General features: G+C 66.0%; 19 protein-coding genes. 6 read left to right on the top strand and 13 right to left on the bottom strand.

All coding sequences use genetic code 11. The annotated features are described in order from the left end of the window. Window positions 1–18: 18 nt before the first annotated feature. From XnspCFBP7698_RS05395 to XnspCFBP7698_RS05380, 4 genes are all read right to left on the bottom strand, one after another. Entirely contained in the window at window positions 19–1,026 is a 1,008-nt protein-coding gene (locus XnspCFBP7698_RS05395; RefSeq protein ID WP_104579777.1) for an MBL fold metallo-hydrolase, read from the bottom strand. A 225-nt stretch (window positions 1,027–1,251) separates the two neighbouring features. Then, window positions 1,252–1,656 (bottom strand): hypothetical protein, encoded by a 405-nt coding sequence (locus XnspCFBP7698_RS05390; protein ID WP_104579778.1) that lies wholly within the window; start codon window positions 1,654–1,656, stop codon window positions 1,252–1,254. A 536-nt stretch (window positions 1,657–2,192) separates the two neighbouring features. After that, entirely contained in the window at window positions 2,193–3,590 is a 1,398-nt protein-coding gene (locus XnspCFBP7698_RS05385; protein WP_104579779.1) for a trypsin-like peptidase domain-containing protein, read from the bottom strand. A gap of 473 nt (window positions 3,591–4,063) precedes the next feature. Beyond that, on the bottom strand, window positions 4,064–5,446 hold the full coding sequence (locus XnspCFBP7698_RS05380) for an APC family permease (RefSeq protein WP_123137279.1): 1,383 nt from the start codon (window positions 5,444–5,446) through the stop codon (window positions 4,064–4,066). Window positions 5,447–5,630: 184 nt separating this feature from the next. On the opposite strand from XnspCFBP7698_RS05380, the gene XnspCFBP7698_RS05375 reads away from it, so the two are divergent. The 6 genes from XnspCFBP7698_RS05375 to cydB all read left to right on the top strand — a co-directional run bounded on the left by XnspCFBP7698_RS05375 (window position 5,631) and on the right by cydB (window position 14,778). Then, entirely contained in the window at window positions 5,631–6,395 is a 765-nt protein-coding gene (locus tag XnspCFBP7698_RS05375) for a LuxR family transcriptional regulator (RefSeq protein WP_104579781.1), read from the top strand. Between the two features lie 428 nt (window positions 6,396–6,823). Further along, on the top strand, window positions 6,824–7,765 hold the full coding sequence (locus XnspCFBP7698_RS05370; RefSeq protein WP_104579782.1) for a proline iminopeptidase-family hydrolase: 942 nt from the start codon (window positions 6,824–6,826) through the stop codon (window positions 7,763–7,765). Between the two features lie 907 nt (window positions 7,766–8,672). Continuing rightward, window positions 8,673–9,734, top strand: coding sequence for a pectate lyase (locus XnspCFBP7698_RS05360; protein WP_039409313.1), 1,062 nt, complete (start codon window positions 8,673–8,675; stop codon window positions 9,732–9,734). 276 nt (window positions 9,735–10,010) lie between these two features. Next, window positions 10,011–11,399, top strand: a complete 1,389-nt coding sequence (locus XnspCFBP7698_RS05355) for an amino acid permease (protein WP_104579783.1) — start codon at window positions 10,011–10,013, stop codon at window positions 11,397–11,399. A gap of 962 nt (window positions 11,400–12,361) precedes the next feature. Beyond that, window positions 12,362–13,762 (top strand): cytochrome ubiquinol oxidase subunit I, encoded by a 1,401-nt coding sequence (locus tag XnspCFBP7698_RS05345; RefSeq protein ID WP_104579785.1) that lies wholly within the window; start codon window positions 12,362–12,364, stop codon window positions 13,760–13,762. Further along, window positions 13,762–14,778, top strand: a complete 1,017-nt coding sequence (gene cydB, locus XnspCFBP7698_RS05340; protein WP_047693860.1) for a cytochrome d ubiquinol oxidase subunit II — start codon at window positions 13,762–13,764, stop codon at window positions 14,776–14,778. The genes XnspCFBP7698_RS05345 and cydB overlap by 1 nt, the downstream gene beginning before the upstream one ends. Window positions 14,779–14,911: 133 nt before the next feature. On the opposite strand, the gene XnspCFBP7698_RS05335 is transcribed toward cydB, so the two are convergent. The 9 genes from XnspCFBP7698_RS05335 to raiA all read right to left on the bottom strand — a co-directional run bounded on the left by XnspCFBP7698_RS05335 (window position 14,912) and on the right by raiA (window position 23,076). Continuing rightward, window positions 14,912–15,649 carry a prolyl oligopeptidase family serine peptidase gene (locus XnspCFBP7698_RS05335; protein ID WP_208412504.1) on the bottom strand — a complete coding sequence of 246 codons (738 nt, stop codon included), beginning with the start codon at window positions 15,647–15,649 and terminating at the stop codon, window positions 14,912–14,914. Between the two features lie 182 nt (window positions 15,650–15,831). Next, window positions 15,832–17,193, bottom strand: coding sequence for a magnesium transporter (gene mgtE / locus XnspCFBP7698_RS05330; protein WP_039409298.1), 1,362 nt, complete (start codon window positions 17,191–17,193; stop codon window positions 15,832–15,834). Between the two features lie 301 nt (window positions 17,194–17,494). Further along, window positions 17,495–19,234, bottom strand: coding sequence for a phosphoenolpyruvate--protein phosphotransferase (gene ptsP, locus XnspCFBP7698_RS05325; RefSeq protein WP_047693858.1), 1,740 nt, complete (start codon window positions 19,232–19,234; stop codon window positions 17,495–17,497). Window positions 19,235–19,292: 58 nt separating this feature from the next. Further along, window positions 19,293–19,562, bottom strand: coding sequence for an HPr family phosphocarrier protein (locus tag XnspCFBP7698_RS05320; RefSeq protein WP_039409292.1), 270 nt, complete (start codon window positions 19,560–19,562; stop codon window positions 19,293–19,295). Further along, on the bottom strand, window positions 19,555–19,947 hold the full coding sequence (locus XnspCFBP7698_RS05315; RefSeq protein ID WP_039409290.1) for a PTS fructose IIA component family protein: 393 nt from the start codon (window positions 19,945–19,947) through the stop codon (window positions 19,555–19,557). Before XnspCFBP7698_RS05315 ends, XnspCFBP7698_RS05320 begins: the two co-directional genes overlap by 8 nt. A 515-nt stretch (window positions 19,948–20,462) precedes the next feature. Continuing rightward, window positions 20,463–21,335: an RNase adapter RapZ gene (gene rapZ, locus XnspCFBP7698_RS05305; RefSeq protein WP_039409288.1), complete on the bottom strand. Its 873-nt coding sequence runs from the start codon at window positions 21,333–21,335 to the stop codon at window positions 20,463–20,465. Continuing rightward, complete coding sequence (gene hprK / locus XnspCFBP7698_RS05300; RefSeq protein ID WP_005993219.1) at window positions 21,332–22,282, bottom strand: HPr(Ser) kinase/phosphatase; 951 nt, start codon at window positions 22,280–22,282, stop codon at window positions 21,332–21,334. The genes rapZ and hprK overlap by 4 nt, the downstream gene beginning before the upstream one ends. Beyond that, complete coding sequence (locus XnspCFBP7698_RS05295) at window positions 22,279–22,737, bottom strand: PTS sugar transporter subunit IIA (RefSeq protein ID WP_047693857.1); 459 nt, start codon at window positions 22,735–22,737, stop codon at window positions 22,279–22,281. The genes hprK and XnspCFBP7698_RS05295 overlap by 4 nt, the downstream gene beginning before the upstream one ends. A gap of 21 nt (window positions 22,738–22,758) precedes the next feature. Continuing rightward, window positions 22,759–23,076: a ribosome-associated translation inhibitor RaiA gene (gene raiA, locus XnspCFBP7698_RS05290; RefSeq protein WP_005913379.1), complete on the bottom strand. Its 318-nt coding sequence runs from the start codon at window positions 23,074–23,076 to the stop codon at window positions 22,759–22,761. Window positions 23,077–23,088: the final 12 nt, after the last annotated feature.

Raw genomic sequence — 23,088 nt, 5'->3', positions numbered from 1 at the left:
TGCCAGGCCACCGTTGCGCTACAGCCGCATCAGGTCGGTGCCCACCACGATCGGCCCGCTGTAGTGCTTGCGTGCGCCCTCGCTCCACATCGCATCGGTGATGGTCGGGTCGCCGCCGGGCACGAAGTGCGTGAGCACCAACTGCCGTGCACGGGCAGCCGCGGCGATCTTTCCGACCTCTTCGCTGGTGGAATGGCTCTTGAGCAGATGGTCGAGCAAGCTGGGCGCGTTGTCGTTGGTCTTGAGCATCCTTTCCAGTGCGGGCAGGTACATCACCTCGTGCACCAGGATGTCGGTGTCCTCGGCAAACGCCGCCAGCGCAGGCAGGTAACGCGTGTCGCCGGAGAACACCACCGTGCGGTCGCGCGCGGCGAAGCGGTAGGCAAAGGCCGGCTTGAGCGTGTAATGGTCCACCAGGGTCGCGGTCACGGTGACCTGGTCGTTGTGCAACACCGTGCCGGGCTGATCGAACTCGTGCACATGGATGAGCTGCTTGAACGGTGGGCGGCCTTCCTCGCGGATGCGCGCGTCGATGTCGATGGCGTTCATCTCGACAAACGCATCCACCATCCTGGCGATTCCCGGCGGCCCGTAGAGATGCACCGGTGTCTGCAGGCCGCTGGCCCAGGCCAGCCACACCACGTTGAGCAGATCGGCGTTGTGGTCGGAATGATGGTGGGTGAGAAAGACATCGCGCAATGCCGGCAGCCGGATGCCGGCCTTGGCCAATTGCTGCGCCACGCCATTGCCGCAATCGATGAGGTAGGGCTGCCCGTCGATCACCAGCGCATTGGCCGCCGCTGCGCGCAGTGGCGATGGTGTTGGCCCGCCCTTGGTGCCCAACAACACCAGCACGCTGCCCTTGGCCGGAACCGGTGCGGGGCCTGCTGCACTGCCGCTGGCGGGCGCGTGGCTGGCGCCGGATGTGGAGGCTGCCGCGAGCGGGCCGACGGCGGTCAACAGCCCTGCGGACAGTGTCAGCTGCAGCACCGTGCGACGGGAGCAATGCGGAAGAGGCTCGGACATGACAATTCCTTGGGCGCCGGAGGTGGTGAGTGTGCCGGGAGTGGTGCCGCGCCGCCATCGCGGTGCGCCCACCTGGACAGCAGAGTGGCTGTGCCACTACAGCAGATGCAACACGCCGTGGGCGCAAGTGGGCGGCCCTGGGTGATGCGGGCCGGCGGGCGGTCTGGCTGCAGCAACGCGGGCCAGCGGGGCCTGACGCTGTGCGATGCACCACGGCGACTCGCTTCACAGCTGGCGAGCGATGAAGTCGGCCAGTGCGGGTGAGCGGTAAAAGCCCATGCAACGCGCAAAGATGGCGTTGAACGGGCCGCGGCGTGCTTCGTCCTTCATCGGTACTTCGCTGCGATCGAACTCTGCGGTGCTGGCATCCACGAATCGCTGCAGGCGATCGGTCGCCCCGGCCTTGGCGTTGTCCATTGCGTAGGTGGTCAGCAGGTACGAGCGGTCGCGCAACTGGTCCTGCGCATACTTGCCGCTGCGCACGTAGTTGGTGTCCAGGCAGCGCTGCAATGCATAGGCCTTGACCTCGTCCGGGTTGGCCGGTTTGCCTGCGGCCAGTGCGTTGCCCTGCAATGTCAGTGCTGCCAGTGCAGCGATCCACACCACGTGGCGATGACGATGAAACGGCATGGGGCATCTCTCCGCGAACAAACCCCAAGTCTGCCCGAACCTGATGGCCTGTTGCAGCGGTGCATCGCGCTGAGGCCGCGTGCCGCAAGTGATCGCGCTGCGCATCGAGCAGCACCACCAATGCCTCCGGAGGCGCCACGACGCACGTACAGCCGCACGCTCGGCAAACCGCAGCGCAGCCGCCGTGCTGCCCATTGATCGCGATGCTGACGGCGTTGTCGGGGGCAGGTCTGGTCTGTGCACCATCCCGGTGAGCGCGCTTTCCTGCTGGATCGCAGTGCCCGGTGACCGAACGGCCGGGAAGAGGGCCGCGTGCGTTGTAGGGAGTGCCGCCGTTTTTCGAGACGCCGCACCGCAGGCGCGATGGATCACCGTCGCGCAGTGACGACCCTGCGGGTCGCGATCTGCCCGCACTCGCGTGCTCTGATGGCACTGGGCCGCAGGATGCATCGTGCTCGCGTGCTGACATGCGCCAGCCAGGGTGCATGTGGACCAACGTGGCAGGCGACAGGGCGCCTGCCACGCATCGCGCGTGCTTACTGCCCGAAGAAGGTGGAGATCGACGAGTACACGTCCGAGAAGCGCGAGTAGTAATCAGGATCGGTCTGCGCGGTGCAGTACGAATAGCCGCCATACAGGCCGCCGCGCAGCTGATACGCACCGCCGCTGGCGATGGTGAACAGACCCGAGCCGGACGAGCCGCCTTCGGTGACACCATCGTTCCAGGCAACGCGATAGAACGGGCTCTGGCCGTCGATGGACGTGTTCAACCCGGTGACCGTGCCCAGTGAATACTTCTTGACGTCGCCGGAAGGGTGGTGGATGCCCACGATCGAGGTCCCGGTCGCGCCGATCGCCGCGCTGTTCCAGGCTGCGTAGAACGCGCCGCTGGGCGGTGCGGTCTTCAGCTCCAGCAGCGCGGTATCGCGCGTGGTGTTGGCATGGCGCAGGAACGCGCCGCCGGTCAGCGTGGTGGCCTGCGAACTGGCGGTGTTGCCGTTGCAGCTGGCCGCGTCGTAGAACCAGTAGGTCTGCAGCGTGTTGGCCACGGTCTGGGTGCTGATGCAATGCGCGGCGGTCCAGAACAGGTTGCGCTTGGGCGTATTGGTGTTGTTGAGCAGGGTGCCGGTGCACAGGAACGAACCCTGGCTGGTGGTGAACACCATGCGCGCCACCGCTTTGGCGGCGCTGGTGAAGCCCGTGGTAGGGTTGGCGCGGCACACGATGTCGTTCTGGCAGGAGTCGCTCTCGCCAATGGCAATGGTCATCATGTCGCGCGGGCTGGCGGTGGGGCTGATGTCCAGATGCGACAGCTGCGGAATGCTCAGGCTGAAGTTTTCCGGATACAGCCCGGCCGGCAATGACAGCTCCACCAGCAGGTCTTCGCCGCTCACGGTCGGCGACCAGCCGATGGCATCGCCGGTGCCGGTGAAGCTGGCGCCGGATTGCTCGAATACGCGGCCATCGTCGCCGGCAAAGCGCAGCGTCACCCGGGACGGATCTCCCGGCGTTGCACCGGCACCACGCAAGACCAGTGCCGCGCGCAGCGAGGCGGCCTGTGCAGAGCCGAGCTTCAGGGTTGCCACGCGTGAGCCGTCGCCGGCCATCTGCCAATCGAGCTTGGCCAGGTTTACCAGCGGCTGTGCAACCGCGCGCGAAAAGCCGATCTGCAGCGGTTGGCCGTGTTTGACCTGCGCAATGCGTCGTTCACGCACGCTGCCGAGTTCCTTGCTGCTGGGTGCGGCCAGCTGCGCCACCTGTGTAGGCAGGATGCCGCCGCGCAGGCTTGCCGACTGCAGCGTGGCTGCGCCGAGCTTGGCGGCCTGCGGCGCAGTGCTGACCGGTGCGGCATCCATCTCGGTAGGCGGCGCGGCCAGCGCGGCGCCGGAAACGGCAGAGAGCAGCGCGAGATACAACGCATTCTTGCGAATCATGGGTAGTCCTTCTCGTCAGGGAACGGCAGGCGGCGGCGGGGGCCGGCAGCTGCGGCGCCATCGGTGGCGCGGAACGAGACTAGCGAATGTTTAAAACTGAATATGTGCTGAAAATCTCGTTCGGAGATCGACAGTCAATAAAGATAGCATCGCGTTTGCATGCAGCGAACGGGCGCAGCGCTCACGTTGTGCGCGTGGCATTCAAGCGAGTGGGCGCACGCGCATCGGCTTCGCGAGTGGCTGCTCCAGCGAAGTGGATCGTCATGCTTGCAAGGCGAGGCAGTGCGCCTGCACTTGCACACGCATGGCGTCGTGTCGTGTCGTCTCATGCAGCAGCGCGCCCGCAGCAGCAAACGCAGGCTGAGCGCAGGCAACGCCACGATGGTTTGGCCGGCGCTCCTGCGCATCGGGCGTGCGCAACGCACGGCACCACGTCAGCGAGCCGGTGCATTGGCGCCGCAGCGCAGCGGCCGTTATTCCAGCGCGTCGCTGGCGCGGAATTCGGTCGAGCGACCGCTGATTTTCAGAAAGGCCAGAACCGTCAGCCCCACCACCATCCACGCGGTGCCGCCAAGTTGCGCGTGAGTGTCGGCGTTGATCAGTACATACGCCAGGATCACGATACCGATCAACGGCACCGCTCCGTGCAGCGCACGCCTGCCTTGCCGACGAAAGTGCCAGAGCACCGCGACGTGCAGCAGCACGAATGCGGTCAACGCGCCGACATTGCACAACGACGACAGCAACGCGATCTGGCCGACGAACACTTCGCCCAAGACCATGCTCAGTGCCGCCACCAACATGATGGCGCGCTGCGGTACGCCGGTGCGTGGGTGGATATAGCGCAGGAACGCCGGCAACTGGCGGTCGCGCGCCATTGCAAACAACAGCCGCGAGGTTGCCGCCTGCGCCACCAGTGAGTTGGCGATCGCGGCACTGATGGCCACTGTCAGCGCGATGACGATCTGCAGCCATGGCCCGGCAACCAGCCGTCCGATCTCGAAGAACGCATCGTTGGACGCCTGTACGCTGGGATAGCGCTGCAGGTGGGGCTGCAGCAGCGCGGCCAGCCAGGTCTGCAGCACGAACAGGCCCGCGACCAACACAAGCGCCAGCAGCGTGGCACGGCCGACCACGCGATGGCCGCCGCGGGCTTCTTCCGACAAGGTGGAGATCGCATCGAAGCCGAGAAACGACACCACCGCCACCGATAACGCGCTGAAGATCAATTGCGGCGAAAAGGCCTGCGGGTTGTAGAACGGGCGCAGATTCCAGTGCGCGCCGTTGACACCACGCTGGATGGCCAGCGTGGCCAGCACCACGAAAATCGCCAGCACCACCAGCTGCGCCAACAGGAAAAACCGGTTGGCGCGCGCGGTGGTTTCGATCCCGCGCAGGTTGACCACGGTATTGAGCACGACAAAGAACGCGATCCAGGCCGGCTGCGGCACCGCCGGCAGCACAGTGTGCATCGCATTGGCACCGACCACGTAGAGCAGCGTCGGCACCAGCAGGTAATCCAGCAGGATCGCCCAGCCGGCCAGAAAGCCCATGCCGCTGTGCAAGCCTCGGCCGACATAGGCGTACACCGAGCCGGCCACCGGAAACGCCTGCGACATCTGCTGATAACTCAACGCGGTGAACAGCATCGCCACGAAGCCGACCAGGTACGTCAGCGGCACCATGCCCGCGCTGATGTCGAACACCCCGCCGAAGATCGAGAACGGCGCCGTCGGCACCATGAACACCAGGCCGTAGATCAGCAGATCCTTCAGCGTGAGCTGGCGTTTGAGCTCCTGGGCGTAGCCGAAGCGTTCCAGCGTGGCCGCATCGTCGCGGCGGGGTGAGTCGGTCATGCAGATGTCCGCTAGGAGAGGGCCGTTGGGTGCAGGCGAGGGCACGGCAATGTCGCTGCGGCACTGCAGCCGTGTGACCGGCATTGTGACGATAATGTGGCCGGCAAGCCCATCCATTGGTAAAAGTGCTAGGTTTTCCGTGCTGGATGTCATCCAGTGGCGTCACTCGCTTCGAAGGACCCCCATGTTCGACACTCTGGCCAGCCTGGGCCGTGACCTGCAGGCACTGCACACGCTCAACGCCTGTCTGGACCGCGTGTTCAGCGACGTCTGCGCGCTGGGATTCCAGTCGCTGGTGTACGACTACGCGCCAGTGCCGCTCAGCATGGAAGGCGCGCTGATCACCCCGACGGTGTTCATGCAGCGCAATGCGCCGGGCGACATGCAGCACGTGTGGTGCGAACACGGCTACTACCAGCATGACCCGGTCCAGCAGCGTGCCACGCGACGTACCACGCCGTTCGTGTGGTCGTATCGCACCGATGGCGACAGGGACGGGGTTGAATACGTTGGCGCGCAGCACCGTCAGGTCACGCGTTACCTGTGCGATAGCGGCATGGCAACCGGTGTCACCGTGCCACTGCACCTGCCTGGTGGCGCATTTGCGACCTTCAGTGGTGCGGTGGATGCGGTGGCCGCCGAAGCGCCACGCCTGGCAGAGGCGCAGCTGTCGCCCTTCCTGTTGCTGGCCCATGCCTTCCAGGCGCGCGCGCAGGAGTTGCTGGACCCGCAGGAGCGCCGCTGCCACCACATCGCACTGACCCGGCGCGAGCGCGAGTGCCTGCAGTATTCGGCCAGGGGGCTGACCGCCAAGAGCATCGCGGCCGCGCTCAATCGCTCCACGGCGACGGTGAACCTGCATCTGAACTCGGCCGCGCGCAAACTGGGCGCGCGCAACCGCGTCGAGGCGGTGGTACGCGGCATGCACTATCGGTTGCTGGAGCCCTGAGCGGATGAGCGGATGCGTACGGCGTGCCGGCTGAACGCGGCAGCGCAAAGCCCCCTGATCGATGCACGCGGGCGTGCGCAGCGCAGCTGGCCTGCGTAGGCCCACGCGCGCAGCGCCAGGCTCAGCTGCCGCGTGCCGAGCGGTGGTCCCCAGGCAGCTGGCGCGAGGCGCATATCCGCACTTGTGAGCACCACGCGGCGATTGCTGTTTATGCAGAACGCACGCTGGCCGATCGACGCGCGCAATCGCCAGTCTGCATCGCCGCTGCCGGCTCCGGTCTCTGTAGCCTGCCCACCTGCCCACCTGGCGCGTGCCCGCCTGGCTGCGAGGGTGGCACGACCGCACAAACCTGTGAGATTTGCCAGTTAACGCGGGCCGTGCCGCTCGCTAGGCTCGGCGCTCATCATTGCCGCAAGCAGGCGCAGGTCATGCAGTCCACCGAAGGTTATGTCGAATTTCGCGGCTATCGCACCTGGTACCGCATCACCGGTGACCTACGCAGCGATGCCTGCCCATTGGTGATCGCTCACGGTGGGCCCGGCTGCACGCACGACTACGTCGACAGCTTCAAGGACCTGGCCGCCGGCGGCCGCGCGGTGATTCATTACGACCAGCTCGGCAACGGCCGTTCGACGCACCTGCCCAATGCCGCCCCGGGATTCTGGAGCGTGGGGCTGTTTCTGGATGAATTGCAAACGCTGATCGACCACCTGGGGCTGTCGCAATACGCCTTGCTGGGCCAATCGTGGGGCGGCATGCTGGCCGCCGAGCATGCGGTGCGTCGTCCCCGTGGGCTGCGTGCATTGGTGATCGCCAATTCGCCGGCATCGATGGGCCTGTGGCGTGCGGCGGCCCTGCGCCTGCGCGCCGGCTTGCCTGAGCAGGTCCAGGCCGCGCTGGACGAACATGAAGCGGCCGGCACGCTGGATCACCCGGCCTACCGCGCGGCCAGCCAAGTGTTCTACGCGCAGCATGTGTGCCGCATCGTCCCGTGGCCCGACGAGGTGGCGCGCACCTTTGCCGCCATCGATGCCGACCCGACGGTGTACCACGCCATGAACGGCCCGACCGAATTCCACGTGGTGGGTAGCCTGCGCAACTGGAGCATCATCGAGCGCCTGCATCGCATCACGGTGCCGACGCTGGTGTTGTCGGGCAGGTATGACGAGGCCACGCCGGAAACCGTCGAACCGTATGCGCGCCTGATTCCCGATGCGCGCTGGCATGTATTCGCCAACTCCAGCCACATGCCGCATGTGGAAGAACGCATCGCCTGCATGCGCCTGGTGGGCGATTTCCTGGAGGACCATACGCCCTGGCCGGGTGGCGAACTTGCCCGCGTGCCGGCACTGGCCAGTCGCGCGGTGTGAGTGGCTGCGCCAACCATTGGCGTGCCTGTTGGTGGGCTGCACGGTAAACGGCGCCGTCGGCGTCGGTGCGCGGCCGCAAACATGGCGTTGGCATCCAACCTGTGTCGCTGGCAGCTGGTGTCAATCGCGTGGTGCGCCTGGCACAAGTGCATCAGTCAGCGGCGGACCGGCGGCCTTGGGCGCCCGCTGGTTGCGCAGCGCTTGACGCTGCAGTGATCACGCCACCTGCAACGCGCGCACGTTTACCGATCAAGATTCCAGTCCGGGTACCACCCGGCCTCTGGCGGCCGGGCCGTATCCAGGCTGCCTGGTGCTGTGGCCTGCGCCCCAGCGGCTGTGTGCATGATTGAACGGTGGTTCGGATCGAGCGCCGGCCGTCCGCGTCCATCGTCCGGTGCAGCCTCACGCCGATAGCTCCGCAGCGGTGCCGAACATACGCTGTCCCGCACGCCTGTCGCAAAAAAGCGGTCCTTCTGCATCGTCACCCACTGGATCTGGTGATGTCGAACGCATCCACGCCGGCTGCATGGCACATCCATCGATGTGCGTGCTGGTGAAGGTTGCGCGGCAGTGCAGCAACGCGGTGTGCTCCGGCCGTGTTGCCAGCTGCGCCAGCTTCAGCAGCTGATGATGCTGCAGTCGCATCTGCACCGCCGATAGGCGCTGCAGTCAATCGCTCGCGTTACCGCAGCCGTTGCTGCAGCGGTGTCCTGTCCTGCCTGTCCCCTGCTGTCTCTTTTGCATGTCCTGCAAAGAGAACACCGTGGTGCGTCAAACTTTCAAAGATGGATAATTGTTTTATGTTTTAAATCGCGCGAAGAATGCGGCCCCCACGCCCGCTTTGTCGTTGTCGTCGCCACTGCGCAGACGGCACGCATCGCTTATCGACTTCTTTGGGAGAGGCTGCATGATTAGCAAGATGCTCCAGGGCGCACTCGCGCTTGCGCTGTCCACGTGCGCAGCAGGCGCCATCGCCGGCCCGGTCGGGTACGGTGCCGCCACCACCGGCGGCGGCAACAAGACACCGGTCAATGTCGCTACCTTCGAGGCGATGCAGGCGGCCATCGACAGTTACTCCGGCAGCGGCGGGCTGGTACTCAACTACACCGGCAAGTTCGACTTCGGCACCATCAAGGACGTCTGTGCGCAGTGGAAGCTGCCAGCCAAGACCGTGCAGATCAAGAACAAGAGCGATGTCACCATCAAGGGTGCGAACGGCTCGGCAGCGAACTTCGGCTTGCGCGTGGTGGGCAACGCGCACAACGTGATCATCCAGAACATGACCATTGGCCTGCTGCAAGGGGGCGAGGATGCCGATTCGATTTCGCTGGAAGGCAACTCCAGCGGCGAGCCGTCCAGGATCTGGGTCGACCACAACACCGTGTTCGCCTCGTTGACCAAGTGCTCGGGCGCTGGCGATGCCTCCTTCGATGGCGGCATCGACATGAAGAAGGGCGTGCACCACGTCACCGTGTCCTACAACTACGTCTACAACTATCAAAAGGTCGCGCTCAACGGCTACAGCGACAGCGACACCAAGAACTCGGCCGCACGTACCACCTACCACCACAACCGCTTCGAAAACGTCGAGTCGCGCGTGCCGCTGCAGCGCCGCGGCTTGAGCCACATCTACAACAACTACTTCAACAATGTGTTCACCTCCGGCATCAACGTGCGCATGGGCGGCGTGGCCAAGATCGAGTCGAACTACTTCGAGAACATCAAGAACCCGGTCACCTCGCGCGACAGCAGCGAGATCGGCTATTGGGACCTGATCAACAACTACGTCGGCAGCGGCATCACCTGGGGCACCCCGGACGGCAGCAAGCCGTACGCCAATGCCACCAACTGGGTCAGCTCCAAGGTGTTCCCGGAATCGCTGGGCTACATCTACACCGTCACCCCGGCCGCACAGGTCAAGGCCAAGGTGATTGCCACCGCCGGCGCAGGCAAGAATCTGGCGGAGTAACGTTCGCGCGGTACTGCAGTGACAGATCCCCGGCCTGCCCGGGGATTTGTCTGTGCAACGCCGCCGTCCGCCATGCCATGACCGGGTACAGGTCATGGGCGCGTAGCGCGTGCCGGTGAGGCGCCGGTTCCCGATCCCGCGTGGATCCGGTCGGGGCCTCGATGCAAGCTGCAGTGCAGCAGCGCCCCGCACCCCGGTCGCTGGCATGCCGTCAAGAGGCGCGGCAGGCGCCGCGACGCGGTATCGTGTCGCGCTGCCACTTCTCAAATCCCGTCCATGTCGCTTCCGAACGATCCTGTTGCCCAGAACGCTTCGACCGCCGCGCCTGCCCTGCGCCATGCGCTCAAACCCCGGCAATTGATGATGATGGGCCTGGGCACGGCGATCGGCGCCGGGCTGTTTCTGGGTTCGGGGGTCGGCATCCATGCGGCGGGGCCGGCGGTACTGGTGTCCTACCTGATTGCCGGGGCGCTGGTGATCATCGTGATGAATGCGCTGGGCGAGATGGCGGCCGCCAAGCCGGCCAGCGGCGCTTTTTCGGTCTATGCGGCCGATGCGATGGGCCCGACCGCCGGCGCCACGGTGGGCTGGCTGTGGTGGTTGCAGATCGTGGTGGTGATCGCGGCAGAAGCGGTTGGCGCAGCGGGCTTGCTGGCGACGGTCTGGCCGTCCCTGCCGGTGCCACTGCTGGCCTCGCTGTTCATGGCCACGTTCACCGCGATCAATCTGTTGGGCGTGCGCAATTTTGGTGAGTTCGAATTCTGGTTCGCCATCCTCAAGGTCGTGGCGATCGTGGTGTTCCTGCTGATCGGCATGGCCTTGCTGGCGGGCTGGTTGCCCGGTGTGACCTCGCCGGGGCTGTCCAATTTCACCCAGAACGGTGGATTTGCGCCCAAGGGCCTGGCGGGTGTGGGTGCGGCCTTGCTGGTGGTGGTGTTCGCGTTCGGCGGCACCGAGATCGTGGCCGTGGCGGCGGCGGAGACGGCCGACCCGGGGCTCAGCCTGGCACGCACGATTCGCACCGTGGCCTGGCGCATCCTGGTGTTCTACATCGGCTCGATCAGCGTGATCGTGGCGGTGGTGCCGTGGACCAGCACGGCGCTGAGCTCGCCGTTTGCGGCGGTGCTGGAAGTGGCGCGCATCCCCGGTGCGGCCACCGCCATCACCCTGGTGGCCGTGGTGGCGCTGCTGTCGGCGCTCAATGCCAACCTGTACGGCGCCTCGCGCATGATCTTCTCGCTGGCGCAGCGCGGCGAAGCGCCGCGCCTGCTCGCCAGGACCAGTGGCGAGCAGGTGCCGCTGGTGGCGGTGATCGCCAGTGTGCTGTTCGGCTTTGCCGCAGCCGCGCTGGAAATGCTGTATCCGAACAAGGTGCTGCCGATGCTGCTCAACATCGTCGGCGCCACCTGCCTGCTGGTGTGGACGATTTCGCTGGTGTCGCAACTGATCCTGCGCGCGCGCGCCGATCGCGACGGCATCGCGCTGCCGTTCCGCATGCGCGGCTATCCGGCTCTGACGGTGCTGGCCCTGGTGATTCTGGCCGTGCTCTTCGTGCTGCTGGCCAGCTCGCCCGACACCCGCGCGCAGTTCCTGTCGATGGTCGGTTTGACCGTAGCGATTGCGTTGGTCAGCGAGCTCGCACGGCGGATCCGTCGCCAGCACTAGACAGCCATACCGTTTAGTTGCAGCGCGCTGGCGCGCGATGGCGCGGCGCGGGTAGGTCCAGCGTCAAACGCTGAGTGAATGAGCGCGCAGTGCTCTCACCGCTTGCGGAACAGGCCGTAAGCCCACCCCGCAATCGGCAAGGAGGCCGCATCAGACAGCTTGCTGGTGGTCTATTGAAGAACGAAGAGCGCGTCGTGGCTTGCCGGTTGCTCGTTGAAAACCATGCACACCGACCATTTCGACTGGTCCTTGCCCGCCCACCGTCGCGGGACCTTGAGCGGCATGGATGCCGCGCCAGAGCCTCCAGGGACGGATTCACGGCGTGTCCTGCGATGGTAGGCGGGCAAGGGCCCTGCAGCAAACGTGCAGCGTCGGTCGAGGGCGCGGTGCCCTCACCGCTCGCGGGACACGCCGTTAACCCATCCATGGGGGCTCGGTGGCGGCATCCATGCCGCCAACGGTCCCGCAATCGGTAAGGACACCGCACCAGATAGTTGGCTGGCGGTTTTGTTGAAGAGCGAGGCGTGCGTCGCAGCTTGCCGGTTACTCGTTGAAAACCATGCACGCCGACCATCTCCACTGGTCCTTGCCCGCCCACCGTCGCAGGACCTTGAGCGGCATGGATGCCGCGCCAGAGCCTCCAGGGACGGATTCACGGCGTGTCCTGCGATGGTGGGCGGGCAAGGGCCCTGCAGCCAAGCCGCGGATCAGCGTCCCTCAGCCAGGCCGCAGATCAGCCGGCCCACAGCAGACCGGCATAACGTAATTTGTCAGACGCTCCAAAGCGCACAAGCGACGTTTTGCCGCAGATGCGACGCCGTGTCGCATCGGGAACGGGCCCGACCGTCCCTATCATTATCACGTAGCGCAGCAGCGCCACGTCGACCACCGCAGCGTCTACCGGCGATCGATGTGCGACCTGCACGCTGACGGTTAACCCCACTTTTCCTGGAGGGCTCTCCATGGACGCTCTGCTGTTGTCGCGGATCCAGTTCGGGTTCGTCATCGCGTTCCACGTGCTGTTTCCGGCATTCACCATCGGGCTCTCCAGCCTGCTGGCATTTCTGGAATGGCGCTGGCTGCGTACCCGCCGGCCGGTGTGGCGCGAGCTGTATTTTTTCTGGCAGAAGATCTTCGCCGTGTCGTTCGGCATGGGCGTGGTCAGCGGCATCGTGATGGCGTTCCAGTTCGGCGCCAACTGGCCGGAGCTGAGCCGCATTGCCGGCGGGGTGATCGGCCCGCTGTTGAGCTACGAAGTGCTCACCGCGTTCTTTCTCGAAGCCAGCTTCCTGGGCGTGATGATGTTCGGGTGGGGGCGCGTGTCCGAGCGCCTGCATTTCTTCGCCACCTGCATGGTGGCGCTGGGCACCTTGATCTCCACGTTCTGGATTCTTTCCTCCAACAGCTGGTTGCAGACGCCGGCCGGCTACGAGGTGATCAACGGCATCGTGCATCCGGCGGACTGGGTGAAGATCATCTTCAATCCGTCGTTTCCGTACCGCTTGGCGCATATGGCGCTGGGCTCGTTCATCACCACCTGCTTCGTGGTGGGCGCGGTGGGGGCGTGGTACCTGCATCGCGGCGTGCATCGCGACGCCGGGCTGCGCATGCTCAAGCTGGCGGTGGCGTTTGCCGCCATCACCGTGCCGCTGCAGATCTTCGTCGGCGACATGCACGGCTTGAACACGCTCAAGCACCAGCCCATGAAAATTGCGGCAATGGAAGCGCACTGGCACGCCGAAGAAGCGGGCGAGGGCGTCCCGCTGGTGGTGTTTGCGCTGCCCAATGCGCAGGCCGAGCGCAACGACTACGAGCTGGCGATTCCGCGCCTGGGCAGCGTGATTCTCACCCATAGCCTGGACGGTAGCATCGCACCGCTGACGTCGGTACCGGCGAGCGAGCGCCCGCCGGTGACGCCGGTGTTCTTCGCCTTCCGCATCATGGTCGGGATCGGCTCGTTGATGCTGCTGGTGGCCTGGGTGTCGGCCTTCGCCTGGTGGCGCGGCAAGCTGGTGCAGTGGCGCTGGTTGCTGGCGACCTGGCGCTGGATGTTGCCAAGCGGCTTCATCGCGCTGATCTCGGGCTGGTTCGTCACCGAGATCGGGCGGCAGCCGTATGTGGTCTACGGGCTGCTGCGCACCGCCGATGCGGTCGGCCCGCAGTCCGCCTGGATGACCGCGATCTCGTTGGCGGTGTATGTGGCCGGGTACGTGTTCGTGTTCGGCTGGGGCATCTGGTACCTGGTCAAGATCGGCAAGCAGGGCCCTACGCCGCACGCCGACGCACCGCATCTGGACCATGGCGAGCACACGCCGGCGCGCCCGCTGTCGGCGGCCGATGCACCAATCGACGGAGCTGCATGATGGACATGACGACCGTGTTGCCGGTGGCCTGGTTTGCGGTGATCGGCTTCGGCGTGCTGATGTACGTGGTGCTGGACGGCTTCGTGCTCGGCATCGGCATCCTGGCGCCGTTTCGCCGCGACGAGCAGCAGCTGGACCTGATGATGAACACTGCCGCGCCGATCTGGGACGGCAACGAAACCTGGCTGGTGCTGGGCGGGGCAGGGCTGCTGGCGGCGTTTCCGAAGGCGTACGCGGTGATCCTGTCGGCGCTGTACCTGCCGGTGTTGCTGATGGTGATGGCACTGGTATTCCGCGGCGTGGCGTTCGAGTTCCGCTTCAAGGCGCAGCGGTCGCGGCGGTTGTGGAGCAATGCCTTTGCGGGTGGCTCGATCCTGGCCGCCTTCGCCCAGGGTGTGATCCTCGGTGCGTTGGTGCAGGGCTTGCCGATCGAGAACGACCGCTATGTCGGCGGCATCTGGGGCTGGTTCAGCCCGTTCGCGATGCTGACCGGCGCGGCACTGGTGTTCGGCTATGCCTTGCTCGGCAGCACCTGGCTGATCCTCAAGACCGAAGGCCACGTGCAGCAGCTCGCGCGTCAGCTCACCCGGCCGTTGACCATCAGCGTGCTGGTCTTCATCGGCCTGGTCAGCGCCTGGCTGCCGTCGTTGCAGTCGCATGTGATGGAGCGCTGGTTCGCCGGCGCGCATTACCTGTGGTTGCTGCCGGTGCCGGTGCTGGTGGCCGTGGTGGGGTATGCGCTGTGGCGCTCATGCGATGCCGGCCGTGCGGACACGCCGCCGTTCCTGCTGGCCATGGGCCTGTTCGTGCTCGGCTTCCTGGGCCTGGTGCTGGGCATGTGGCCGTACCTGGTGCCGCCGGTCTACACCCTCTGGCAAGCCGCCGCGCCGCCGTCATCGCAGCTGTTCGCCATGGTAGGGCTGGTCATGCTGCTGCCGCTGGTGCTGGGCTACACGGTGTGGTCGTATCGCGTGTTCCGCGGCAAGATCACCGCCGACACCGGCTACCACCATTGATTGCCTGCGCTCGACGCCGTGCGCATCCCTGGTCACAGGCGCCGCGCACACACGGGGCGGAGCGGTTTGCATGCGCGGCGGCGCAGGGTGATCGGCCAGCGCCGGCCTGCGCCAGGCTCACATGCAGCGGTGTTCAGCGCAGCCGCTGCGCGAACATCCACGTCCACATGGCCGGGGCGGCGTAGGTCGTGTCCCACACGTTGTGGCTGCCTTCGGGATATTCGCTGTAGCGCAGGTTGGCGCCGATGCCCTTGGCCGCGCGATACAGGGCGCGGTCGTCGTGCGGCGGCACGGCGGTGTCCTTGGCGCCATGGAAGGTCCAGATCGGCACGTGCCTGAGCTGGCTGACTGCCGCCGTGTACGGGTCGGCTTCCTTAAGCACCAGGCTAACGTAGAGCGTGCGGCGCTCATCGCGCGGCGCCTTGAGCGCGCCGCAGATCGGCACGATTGCGGCAAACCGCTGCGGCTGCATCAGCCCGATTTCCCAGGCGCCATAGCCGCCCATCGAAATGCCGGTGAGGTAGGTGCGTTGCGGGTCGGCAGCGAACTCGGTGCTGGCGGCATCCAGTGCAGCGATCGCCATGCGCGCGTTGATGCCCAGCCATTCTTCGTTTTCGGGCACCTGCGGCAGTACCACCAGCGCAGGGAAGTCGGCGCCGTGTTCGCTCAGGTACGGGCCCAGGCCCACCTCGGCCTGGTCGCGGCCGTTGTCGCCGCGTTCGCCCGAGCCGTGCAGGAACAACACGATCGGCCGCGGCTGCGGCGCCCTGGCCGCCGGCACGAACACCTGGTAGCGATACAGCCGGCCCTCCAGCTGCAAGGTGCGGGTGACGAAGTGGCCGTGCCGGCCGTCATGCCGGCGCTCAGCCATGCTGGAGCAGCCGGCAAGCACCAGCGCCAGGATTCCCACCACCAGGCAACGAACGATCACGCACTACTCCCCGTCGATCACAGTGCTGCAGTATCACCGCATGCACCCGCACTGGCACGTCGCGCTGCGGCGACCGGCGACCGGCGTCCAGGCGTCACGCGCATGGGCTCACGTGCCTGCGCTCACGGCAGCAGCACCAAGGTGGCCAGGCCGAGAAAGCTCAGGAAGCCCATCACATCGGTCAGGGTGGTCAGGATCACGCCACCGGCCAATGCCGGATCGAAGCCCAGGCGTTTGAGCGTCACCGGCACCAGCACGCCGCCGAACGCAGCGGTGAGCATGTTCGCCGTCAGCGCAGTGCCGATCACCAGCGACAGCATCGGTTGCCGGAACCAGGCCAGCACGATCAATCCAAGCCCCACGCCCAGGCACAGACCGTTGATCAATGCGACGGTGAGCTCCTTCTTGAGCAGGGTCATCACGTTGGACGAGCCGATCTGGCCCAGCGCCAGGCCGCGCACCATCAGTGCCAGGACCTGGGTGCCGGCGTTGCCGCCCATGCCGGCCACGATCGGCATCAGCGCCGCCAGCGCCACCAGTTTTTCGATGGTGCCCTCGAAGCGGCTGACCACGCTTGAGGCCAGGAACGCGGTGCACAGATTGATGCCCAGCCAGATCAGGCGGCGGCGGAACGCACGCCGCGCCGGGCTGAACATGTCCTCGTCTTCGTCCAGACCGGCAGCGCTCATGGCCTGGTGTTCGGCCTGCTCGCGGATGATGTCGACCACGTCATCGATGGTGATGCGGCCAAGCAGGATGTTGTTGTCGTCCACCACCGGCGCAGAGATCCAGTCGTGGTCGGAGAAGCGCCGCGCGACTTCTTCGGCGCCATCGCCCACATCGATGGCCGGCTGCTCGTCGTCGATCAGCCGGTTGACCGGCGTGCTGTCTTCGTGGGTCACCAGCGCGGCCAGCGGTACGCGGCCCAGGTACTGGTGGCGCCGGCTCACCACATACAGGTGGTCGGTGTGGTCGGGCAGCTCGCCGCGCAGGCGCAGGTAGCGCAGCACCACATCGACATTGACGTCGGCGCGCACCGTGACCACGTCCGGGTTCATCAGGCGGCCGGCGGTGTCTTCCGGATACGACAGCACCTGCTCCAGCCGTTCGCGGTTCTCGCGGTCCATCGACTTGAGCACTTCGTCGATGACGGTGTCGGGGAGATCCTCGACCAGGTTGGCCAGATCGTCGATGTCCAGGTCTTCGACCGCGGCCACGATCTCGTCCGGGTCCATGTCGGCCAGCAGGCTCTCGCGGACTTCGTCGCCGACGTGCAGCAGCACCTCGCCATCGTCCTCCGGGTCGACCAGCCCCCATACCACTTCACGCTTGCCGGGCGGCAGCGATTCGAGCAAATTGCCGATCTCCGCCGGCGCCAGCGTATTGACCAGCCGGCGCACTGGTCCCAGGCGCCCGCTGTCCAGCGCGTCGGACAGCAATCGCAGCTGGCGCGCAGTCTTGTCGTGGCGGACGGCTTCGGCCATGCGCGGCTCCCCGGAAGAGTGGACGCGCCGTCAGTGGAAGACGCGGTGCTGGGTCAGCACGGCATTATCGCTTGCGCATGGTGACGAAACATACAGTGCCGGCGCGTTTGCGGACGGTCGATCGGGCGCGGCCGGCTTGCTGGTGCGCTTGGCAAACGCTGCGTGCAGCCACGACGAACCCGAGTTGGCTGTCAGCATTGACCGGTGATTGATTGCCAGGTCGATGATCGACGAAGCGCCCACATCCGCCCTGCGGACACCTTCCCCCGCACGCGGGAGAAGGACGTGCAGCAGCGCTGGTCTAGCTGCTCTTGCAGCTGCCGCCCTGTGCGATGACGGCCAGCCACTTCTCGATGCTCTTGCGGTCGCGCGCGCGCAGCAATTTCTCGCCATGCACGCGCAGCTCGCCCAGATGGATGTCGCGTACCGCGCGGCGCACTTCCAGCAAGGTGGCCGGATGCAGGCTGAACTCGGTCAGTCCCAACGCCAGCAACATCGGCACGAAACGCGGGTCGCCGGCGATTTCACCGCACACCGCCACCGGCTTGCCGTAGGCGCGCCCGGTGGCGATGACCTGCGCAATCAGCCGCAGCACCGCCGGGTGCAGCGGCGAATACAGCTCGCCCAGGGCTTCGTTGTTGCGATCCACCGCCAGCAGGTACTGCACCAGATCGTTGGTGCCGATCGACAGGAAATCGATGTCGTCGATGAAGCAGTCCAGCGCCAACGCCGCTGCCGGTACTTCGATCATCGCGCCCAGCGGAATGTGCTCGGCAATCTCGTGGCCCTCATCGCGCAGCTGCGCGGCGAGTTTTTTCAGTTGCTTGCGCAGCAACTGGATTTCTTCGCGGCCGCTGACCATCGGCACCAGGATGCGCACCTGCCCGTAGCCGGACGCACGCAGGATCGCGCGCAGCTGCGCCTGCGCCACCGCAGGGCGGGCCAGCGACAGCCGCACGCCGCGCAGGCCCAGCGCCGGGTTGTCCTCGTCGCTCAGGGTCAGCCCGGTGCGGTCGGCCTTGTCGGCGCCCAGGTCCAGCGTGCGGATGGTGACCGGGCGGCCGCTCATGCCCAGTACCGTGTCGCGATAGGTCTGGAACTGTTCGTCTTCGTCCGGCAGCTCGTTGCGCTGCAGGAACAGGAATTCGGTGCGATACAGCCCCAGCCCGCTGGCGCCCAGCGCATGCGCACGCGCGACGTCTTCCAGCGATTCTGCATTGGCCAGCAGGGTGATATCGACGTTGTCGCGGGTGCGCGTGGGCTTGGAGCGCAGCCGCCCGAGTTCGCGTTGCTCCTTGGCCAGCGCGCGCAGCCGCTCGCGGTAATCGCGCAGATGCTCGGGGGTGGGGTCGACGATCACCTGGCCGGAGCCGGCATCGACGATCAACACATCGCCATCGTCGATGCGCTGGACGGCGTCGCTGACGCCCACCACCAGCGGCAGGTGCAGGCTGCGCGCCAGGATCGCGCTATGCGACAGCGCGCTACCGGCAGTGGTGACGATGCCAACCACGCCCTGGGCCTGCAGCTGTGCCAGTTCGGACGGCGCCACGTTGTCGCAGACCAGGATCTCGCCGGCCACGCCTTTGAGGTCGGGGGCACGCTTGTGCAGGAATGCATGGATGCGGCCGATGACGTGATCCAGGTCGTCCATGCGGCTCTTGAGGTAGGCATCCTCCATGCCGTCGAACACCGCCGCCAGGCGGTCGCGTTGCACGCGCAAGGCATAGTCGGCGCTATAGCGGTGCGTGCGGATCAGCTCGTCCAGCCCCTGCAGCAGCTCCGGGTCGTCCAGCAGCAAGGCATGCAGCTCGAGAAATTCGCCCACCTCGCGCGCCAGCGCGCCATGCAGGCGGTCGCGCAGTTGCTGCATTTCCACCCGTGCGGATTCGATGGCCGTGTGCAGGCGCTGCAACTGCGTTTCCACCTGGTTGGCAGGCACGCGTTGTTCGGCTACTTCCAGGGTGTGGCTCTGGCGCACGCGCGCACGCCCGAGTGCATTGCCGCGCGAGGCGCCGTGTCCACGCAAACGCAGGCTCATGCGCGTGCCTGGCGCGCTGGCGCCGTGTCGGCTGCAACCGCACCGACGCCGCGCATGCTCAGCTGTCCTCGTCGAAACGACGCTCGAACAACTCCACCAGCGCCTGCAAGGCCTGCGCTTCGTCTTCGCCATCCAGCCGCACCACCACGCTGGTGCCTTGCCCGGCGGCGAGCAGCATCACGCCCATGATGCTCTTGGCATTCACTTCGCGGCCCTTGGCCGCCAGCGTGGCGTTGCTGCGATAGGACGACAGCGTCTGCACCAGCTTGGCGGTTGCCCGCGCATGCAGTCCGAGTCGGTTGGACACAATGAGTTCGCGTTCAAGCATCGTCGATGATCGCTCCGTTGCGGGTACCGGCCGCCGCAGTGGCGGGCAGCTCCTGCAAACCTTGTTCGGGGTAATTCATCACCCGCAGCAGCATCGGCAGGCTCAACGCGGACACGCGGCGAACCGGCGTGCCCAGCTTGGCCAACCGGCTGGCGAGATTGCTGGGGCTGGCGCCATACAGGTCGGTCATGACCAGCACGCCGTCGCCGCCGTCGACCCGGCGCATCGCCGCCGAGGCCTGGGGCAACAATGCGTCCAGGTCTGCATCGAACGGCACATCAAACGCTTCGGTCTTCAGCGGCAAATGCCGCAACAGCCCCGTCGCCACGTTCAACAACGCCGCGCCGATGCCGGGATGGGTAATGAGGAGAATGCCACAGGCCATGCCGAAACGTTAACAGGTCAGCATGACCGCGCGATAGCGTTTGCCCGCACCGATGTGTTGCGAACTGAATAGCCGTTTAGGACCGCTGCAGCGACTCCGCTGCACCGATACCGTGAGCGCGTCGCGACGTTCAGCACTGCTCGGTGACCTGCGCAGCGTCAGCAATGTGGCCAACTGCACAAGCGAACGCTGCTGTTGCCGCGGCGACCGGCAGCGGTGTGGTCATGCAGTCCGACACGCCGCCGCCGCGTTCGTCGTGCCGTGTTGCGTGGGCTTGAACAGACACGGCACGCGGCGTTGGGACGTCGCTGAGTCAGTCGCGTCGGGTGCAACGTTGTCGCCCGGCATAGCGCCCATCAGCCGCAAGCCATCCGCACTCCACACTAAGGCACTGCAAAAAGCACCCTCTCAACGTGGCTGCAGCACACACAGTTCGCAGAATGCCGCTATAACGATTCCCGATTCCCGATTCCCGATTCCCGATTCCCGAATCCCGAATCCCGAATCCCGGAATTTCAGTCCTGCTCGCGATGAAACGTCGCTACTTCCGGCCAACCCTGCTCGCGCGCATGCCGGGCCATGCGTTCGGCCATGTAGACCGAGCGGTGCTTGCCACCGGTGCAGCCGAAGGCGATGGTCACGTAGCTGCGGGTGTCGTTGCGCAGGCGCGGCAGCCAGGTGTCGAGCAGGTCCACGATCTGCGCGCTGTAACGCTGCACATCGGCTTCCTTGTCCAGATACTCGCGCACCGCGGCATCGCGGCCGGTGAGCGGGCGCAGTTCAGGGTCCCAGTGCGGATTGGGCAGCACGCGCGCATCGAACACGAAGTCGGCTTCGGCGGGCACGCCGCGCTTGTAGGCGAACGATTCGAACAACAGCGACAGGCGATCGTTGGAGCCGAGCGCAAATTCGGTCACCACGCGGCGACGCAGCTGATGCACGTTGAGCGTACTGGTGTCGATGATGGCATCGGCCTGCAGTCGCAGCGGTTCGGTCAACTGGCGCTCGCGGGTGATCGCTTCCGGCAAGGCCAGGCCAAGATGGCTCAAGGGATGGCGGCGCCGCGTGTCGGCGTAGCGCTTGATCAACGCCTCGTCGCTGGCCTCGAAAAACAGCAGCCGCGCTTCGATGCCGTATTCCTGCGCGGCCTGGCGCCATTGCGCCAGCTGGGTCAGGTCGCTGCGGCTGCGTACGTCGATACCCACCGCCAGCCGCTGGTCGCCGAGCGGGTTGCCACGCAGGCGGCTCTTGACGAAGTCCGGCAGCAACTCCACCGGCAGGTTGTCCGAGCAGTAATAGTCCAGATCCTCGAAGGTCTTCAGCGCGACCGATTTGCCCGAGCCGGACAGCCCGCTCACGATCATCAGCGTGGAGGGCGCGATACTCATGGCGTGCGTCGCTCCAGCAGGTTGCTGTGGCGGGCGATGAACATCGCCGCCGGGTCGATGCCCTTGGTGCGCAGGATATGCAGCCGGGTGGCCGCCTCGGTAAGCACGGCCAGGTTGCGGCCGGGCATCACCGGCAGGGTGATCAGCGGCACGTCCAGGTCCAGCACGTGGCGGCTGCCGGAATCGCCGGTCAGGCGCTCGTAGCCGGACGGCGTGGGCTCGGTCATCGGCCGGGTCAGGTGCACGATCAAGCGCAGGTACTTGTTCTTCTTCACCGCGGTGTCGCCGAACATGTCGCGCACGTTCAACACGCCCAGGCCGCGCACTTCCAGCAGGTCCTGCAGCAGTTCCGGGCAGGTGCCGTCGAGCACGTCGGGGGCTATCTGGGTGAATTCGGGCGCATCGTCGGCCACCAGCCGGTGACCACGGCTGAGCAGCTCCAGCGCCAGCTCGCTCTTGCCCGAGCCGGCTTCACCGGTGATCAGCACGCCGATCGAATAGATCTCCATGAACACGCCATGCAACGTGACCCGCGGCGCCAGCGTGCGCGCCAGGTGGTAGGACAGGTGGTTGAGCAGTTCGTGGCCGCGCTTGGGCGAGATCCACAGCGGCGTATTGGATTCGTCGGCCGCCGCGCGCAGGTCTTCCGGGCAGGACTGGTTCTTGCTGATCGCCAGCGCCAGCGGCTGTACCTGGATGATCTTTTCGATGGTTTCCCAGCGCTGCCGCGCATCCAGCGAATCCAGCCAGGCCAGTTCCTCGGTGCCCAGGATCTGCACCTTGTTGGGGTAGATCACATTGAGATAGCCGGCCAGCGACGGGCGCCGCGCATTGTTGCTGCCGGCCTGGATCTCGCGGTGCTCGCCCTTCTGGCCGGCGACCCAGCGCAGCGCCAGCTTGTCGCGCTGCTGGTCGAACAACTCGCGTGCGGTGATGCTGGTATTCATGCCGCGCTGGCCTGTGGTGGCGGGACGTCGGTCAGCAACGCGAGCAGGGCATCGGCATTGGGCGCTGCGCGCAATTGCTGGCGGAACTCGGCATCGGAAAAACGCTCGGCCAGTTCCGACAACAGCATCAGATGCTGGTGGGTGTAGTGCGCAGGCACGGCCATCGCAAAGATCAAATCCACCGGCTCGTCGCCGCCAAAGGCCACCGGCGTGTCCAGCCGCAGCAGGGCGCCGCGGGGTTCGGTCAGATTGGGGCAGCGCCCATGCGGAATGGCGATGCCATGGCCGATGGCGGTACTGCCCAGGGCCTCGCGCTCGCACAGGTTGGCGTAGAGCTCGTCGGCGCCGGCCTGGCGGCAGGACAGCAGATCGGCGGCGGTGTGCAGGACGGTGTCGCGATCGGCGGCCGGCGACACCACGGTGCGCACGGCCGCCATCAGATCGGTTAAAGGCATGAGGGCATCAAGCGGGAAGCGTCATGCGGGATTGTCGCGCACCTCGCGTGCATGGTGGTTACATTTCTTTTCTTTGTGCTTGAGCACCAGGCGGTCGAGCTTGTCGACCAGCAGGTCGATGGCGGCGTACATGGTGGAGCCGCTGGCATCTGCGTGCAGCGTGCGACCGGGAAGGTTGACGGTGGCGACCACGTGGTGGTCCGGCTTGCGAACGGCCAGCTGCGTTCGGACTTCACAGTGCTGGTCGAAATGGCGCTGCAGTCGCTGCAGCTTGCTTGCCACGTACTCCCGCAGGGCGGGGGTCACTTCAAGCTGGTGGCCATACGTCTCGATGCGCATCGGATACCTCCA

Source organism: Xanthomonas sp. CFBP 7698 (assembly GCF_003600855.1).
GTDB lineage: Bacteria > Pseudomonadota > Gammaproteobacteria > Xanthomonadales > Xanthomonadaceae > Xanthomonas > Xanthomonas cannabis.
The sequence above is the reverse complement of the archived record's forward strand: the minus strand, read 5'-3'. Positions and strand labels throughout refer to the sequence as shown.

Excerpts from the sequence above, each read along its gene's own strand:
- XnspCFBP7698_RS05335 (WP_208412504.1), bottom strand. The coding sequence starts at position 15,649 with ATGGCTGAGCGCCGGCATGACGGCCGGCACGGCCACTTCGTCACCCGC.
- XnspCFBP7698_RS05375 (WP_104579781.1), top strand. The coding sequence starts at position 5,631 with ATGTTCGACACTCTGGCCAGCCTGGGCCGTGACCTGCAGGCACTGCAC.
- rapZ (WP_039409288.1), bottom strand. The coding sequence starts at position 21,335 with ATGAGTATCGCGCCCTCCACGCTGATGATCGTGAGCGGGCTGTCCGGC.
- XnspCFBP7698_RS05320 (WP_039409292.1), bottom strand. The coding sequence starts at position 19,562 with ATGCTTGAACGCGAACTCATTGTGTCCAACCGACTCGGACTGCATGCG.
- XnspCFBP7698_RS05360 (WP_039409313.1), top strand. The coding sequence starts at position 8,673 with ATGATTAGCAAGATGCTCCAGGGCGCACTCGCGCTTGCGCTGTCCACG.
- XnspCFBP7698_RS05370 (WP_104579782.1), top strand. The coding sequence starts at position 6,824 with ATGCAGTCCACCGAAGGTTATGTCGAATTTCGCGGCTATCGCACCTGG.
- XnspCFBP7698_RS05345 (WP_104579785.1), top strand. The coding sequence starts at position 12,362 with ATGGACGCTCTGCTGTTGTCGCGGATCCAGTTCGGGTTCGTCATCGCG.
- mgtE (WP_039409298.1), bottom strand. The coding sequence starts at position 17,193 with ATGGCCGAAGCCGTCCGCCACGACAAGACTGCGCGCCAGCTGCGATTG.
- ptsP (WP_047693858.1), bottom strand. The coding sequence starts at position 19,234 with ATGAGCCTGCGTTTGCGTGGACACGGCGCCTCGCGCGGCAATGCACTC.
- XnspCFBP7698_RS05390 (WP_104579778.1), bottom strand. The coding sequence starts at position 1,656 with ATGCCGTTTCATCGTCATCGCCACGTGGTGTGGATCGCTGCACTGGCA.
- XnspCFBP7698_RS05380 (WP_123137279.1), bottom strand. The coding sequence starts at position 5,446 with ATGACCGACTCACCCCGCCGCGACGATGCGGCCACGCTGGAACGCTTC.
- XnspCFBP7698_RS05315 (WP_039409290.1), bottom strand. The coding sequence starts at position 19,947 with ATGGCCTGTGGCATTCTCCTCATTACCCATCCCGGCATCGGCGCGGCG.
- XnspCFBP7698_RS05385 (WP_104579779.1), bottom strand. The coding sequence starts at position 3,590 with ATGATTCGCAAGAATGCGTTGTATCTCGCGCTGCTCTCTGCCGTTTCC.
- raiA (WP_005913379.1), bottom strand. The coding sequence starts at position 23,076 with ATGCGCATCGAGACGTATGGCCACCAGCTTGAAGTGACCCCCGCCCTG.
- cydB (WP_047693860.1), top strand. The coding sequence starts at position 13,762 with ATGGACATGACGACCGTGTTGCCGGTGGCCTGGTTTGCGGTGATCGGC.
- XnspCFBP7698_RS05395 (WP_104579777.1), bottom strand. The coding sequence starts at position 1,026 with ATGTCCGAGCCTCTTCCGCATTGCTCCCGTCGCACGGTGCTGCAGCTG.
- hprK (WP_005993219.1), bottom strand. The coding sequence starts at position 22,282 with ATGAATACCAGCATCACCGCACGCGAGTTGTTCGACCAGCAGCGCGAC.
- XnspCFBP7698_RS05355 (WP_104579783.1), top strand. The coding sequence starts at position 10,011 with ATGTCGCTTCCGAACGATCCTGTTGCCCAGAACGCTTCGACCGCCGCG.
- XnspCFBP7698_RS05295 (WP_047693857.1), bottom strand. The coding sequence starts at position 22,737 with ATGCCTTTAACCGATCTGATGGCGGCCGTGCGCACCGTGGTGTCGCCG.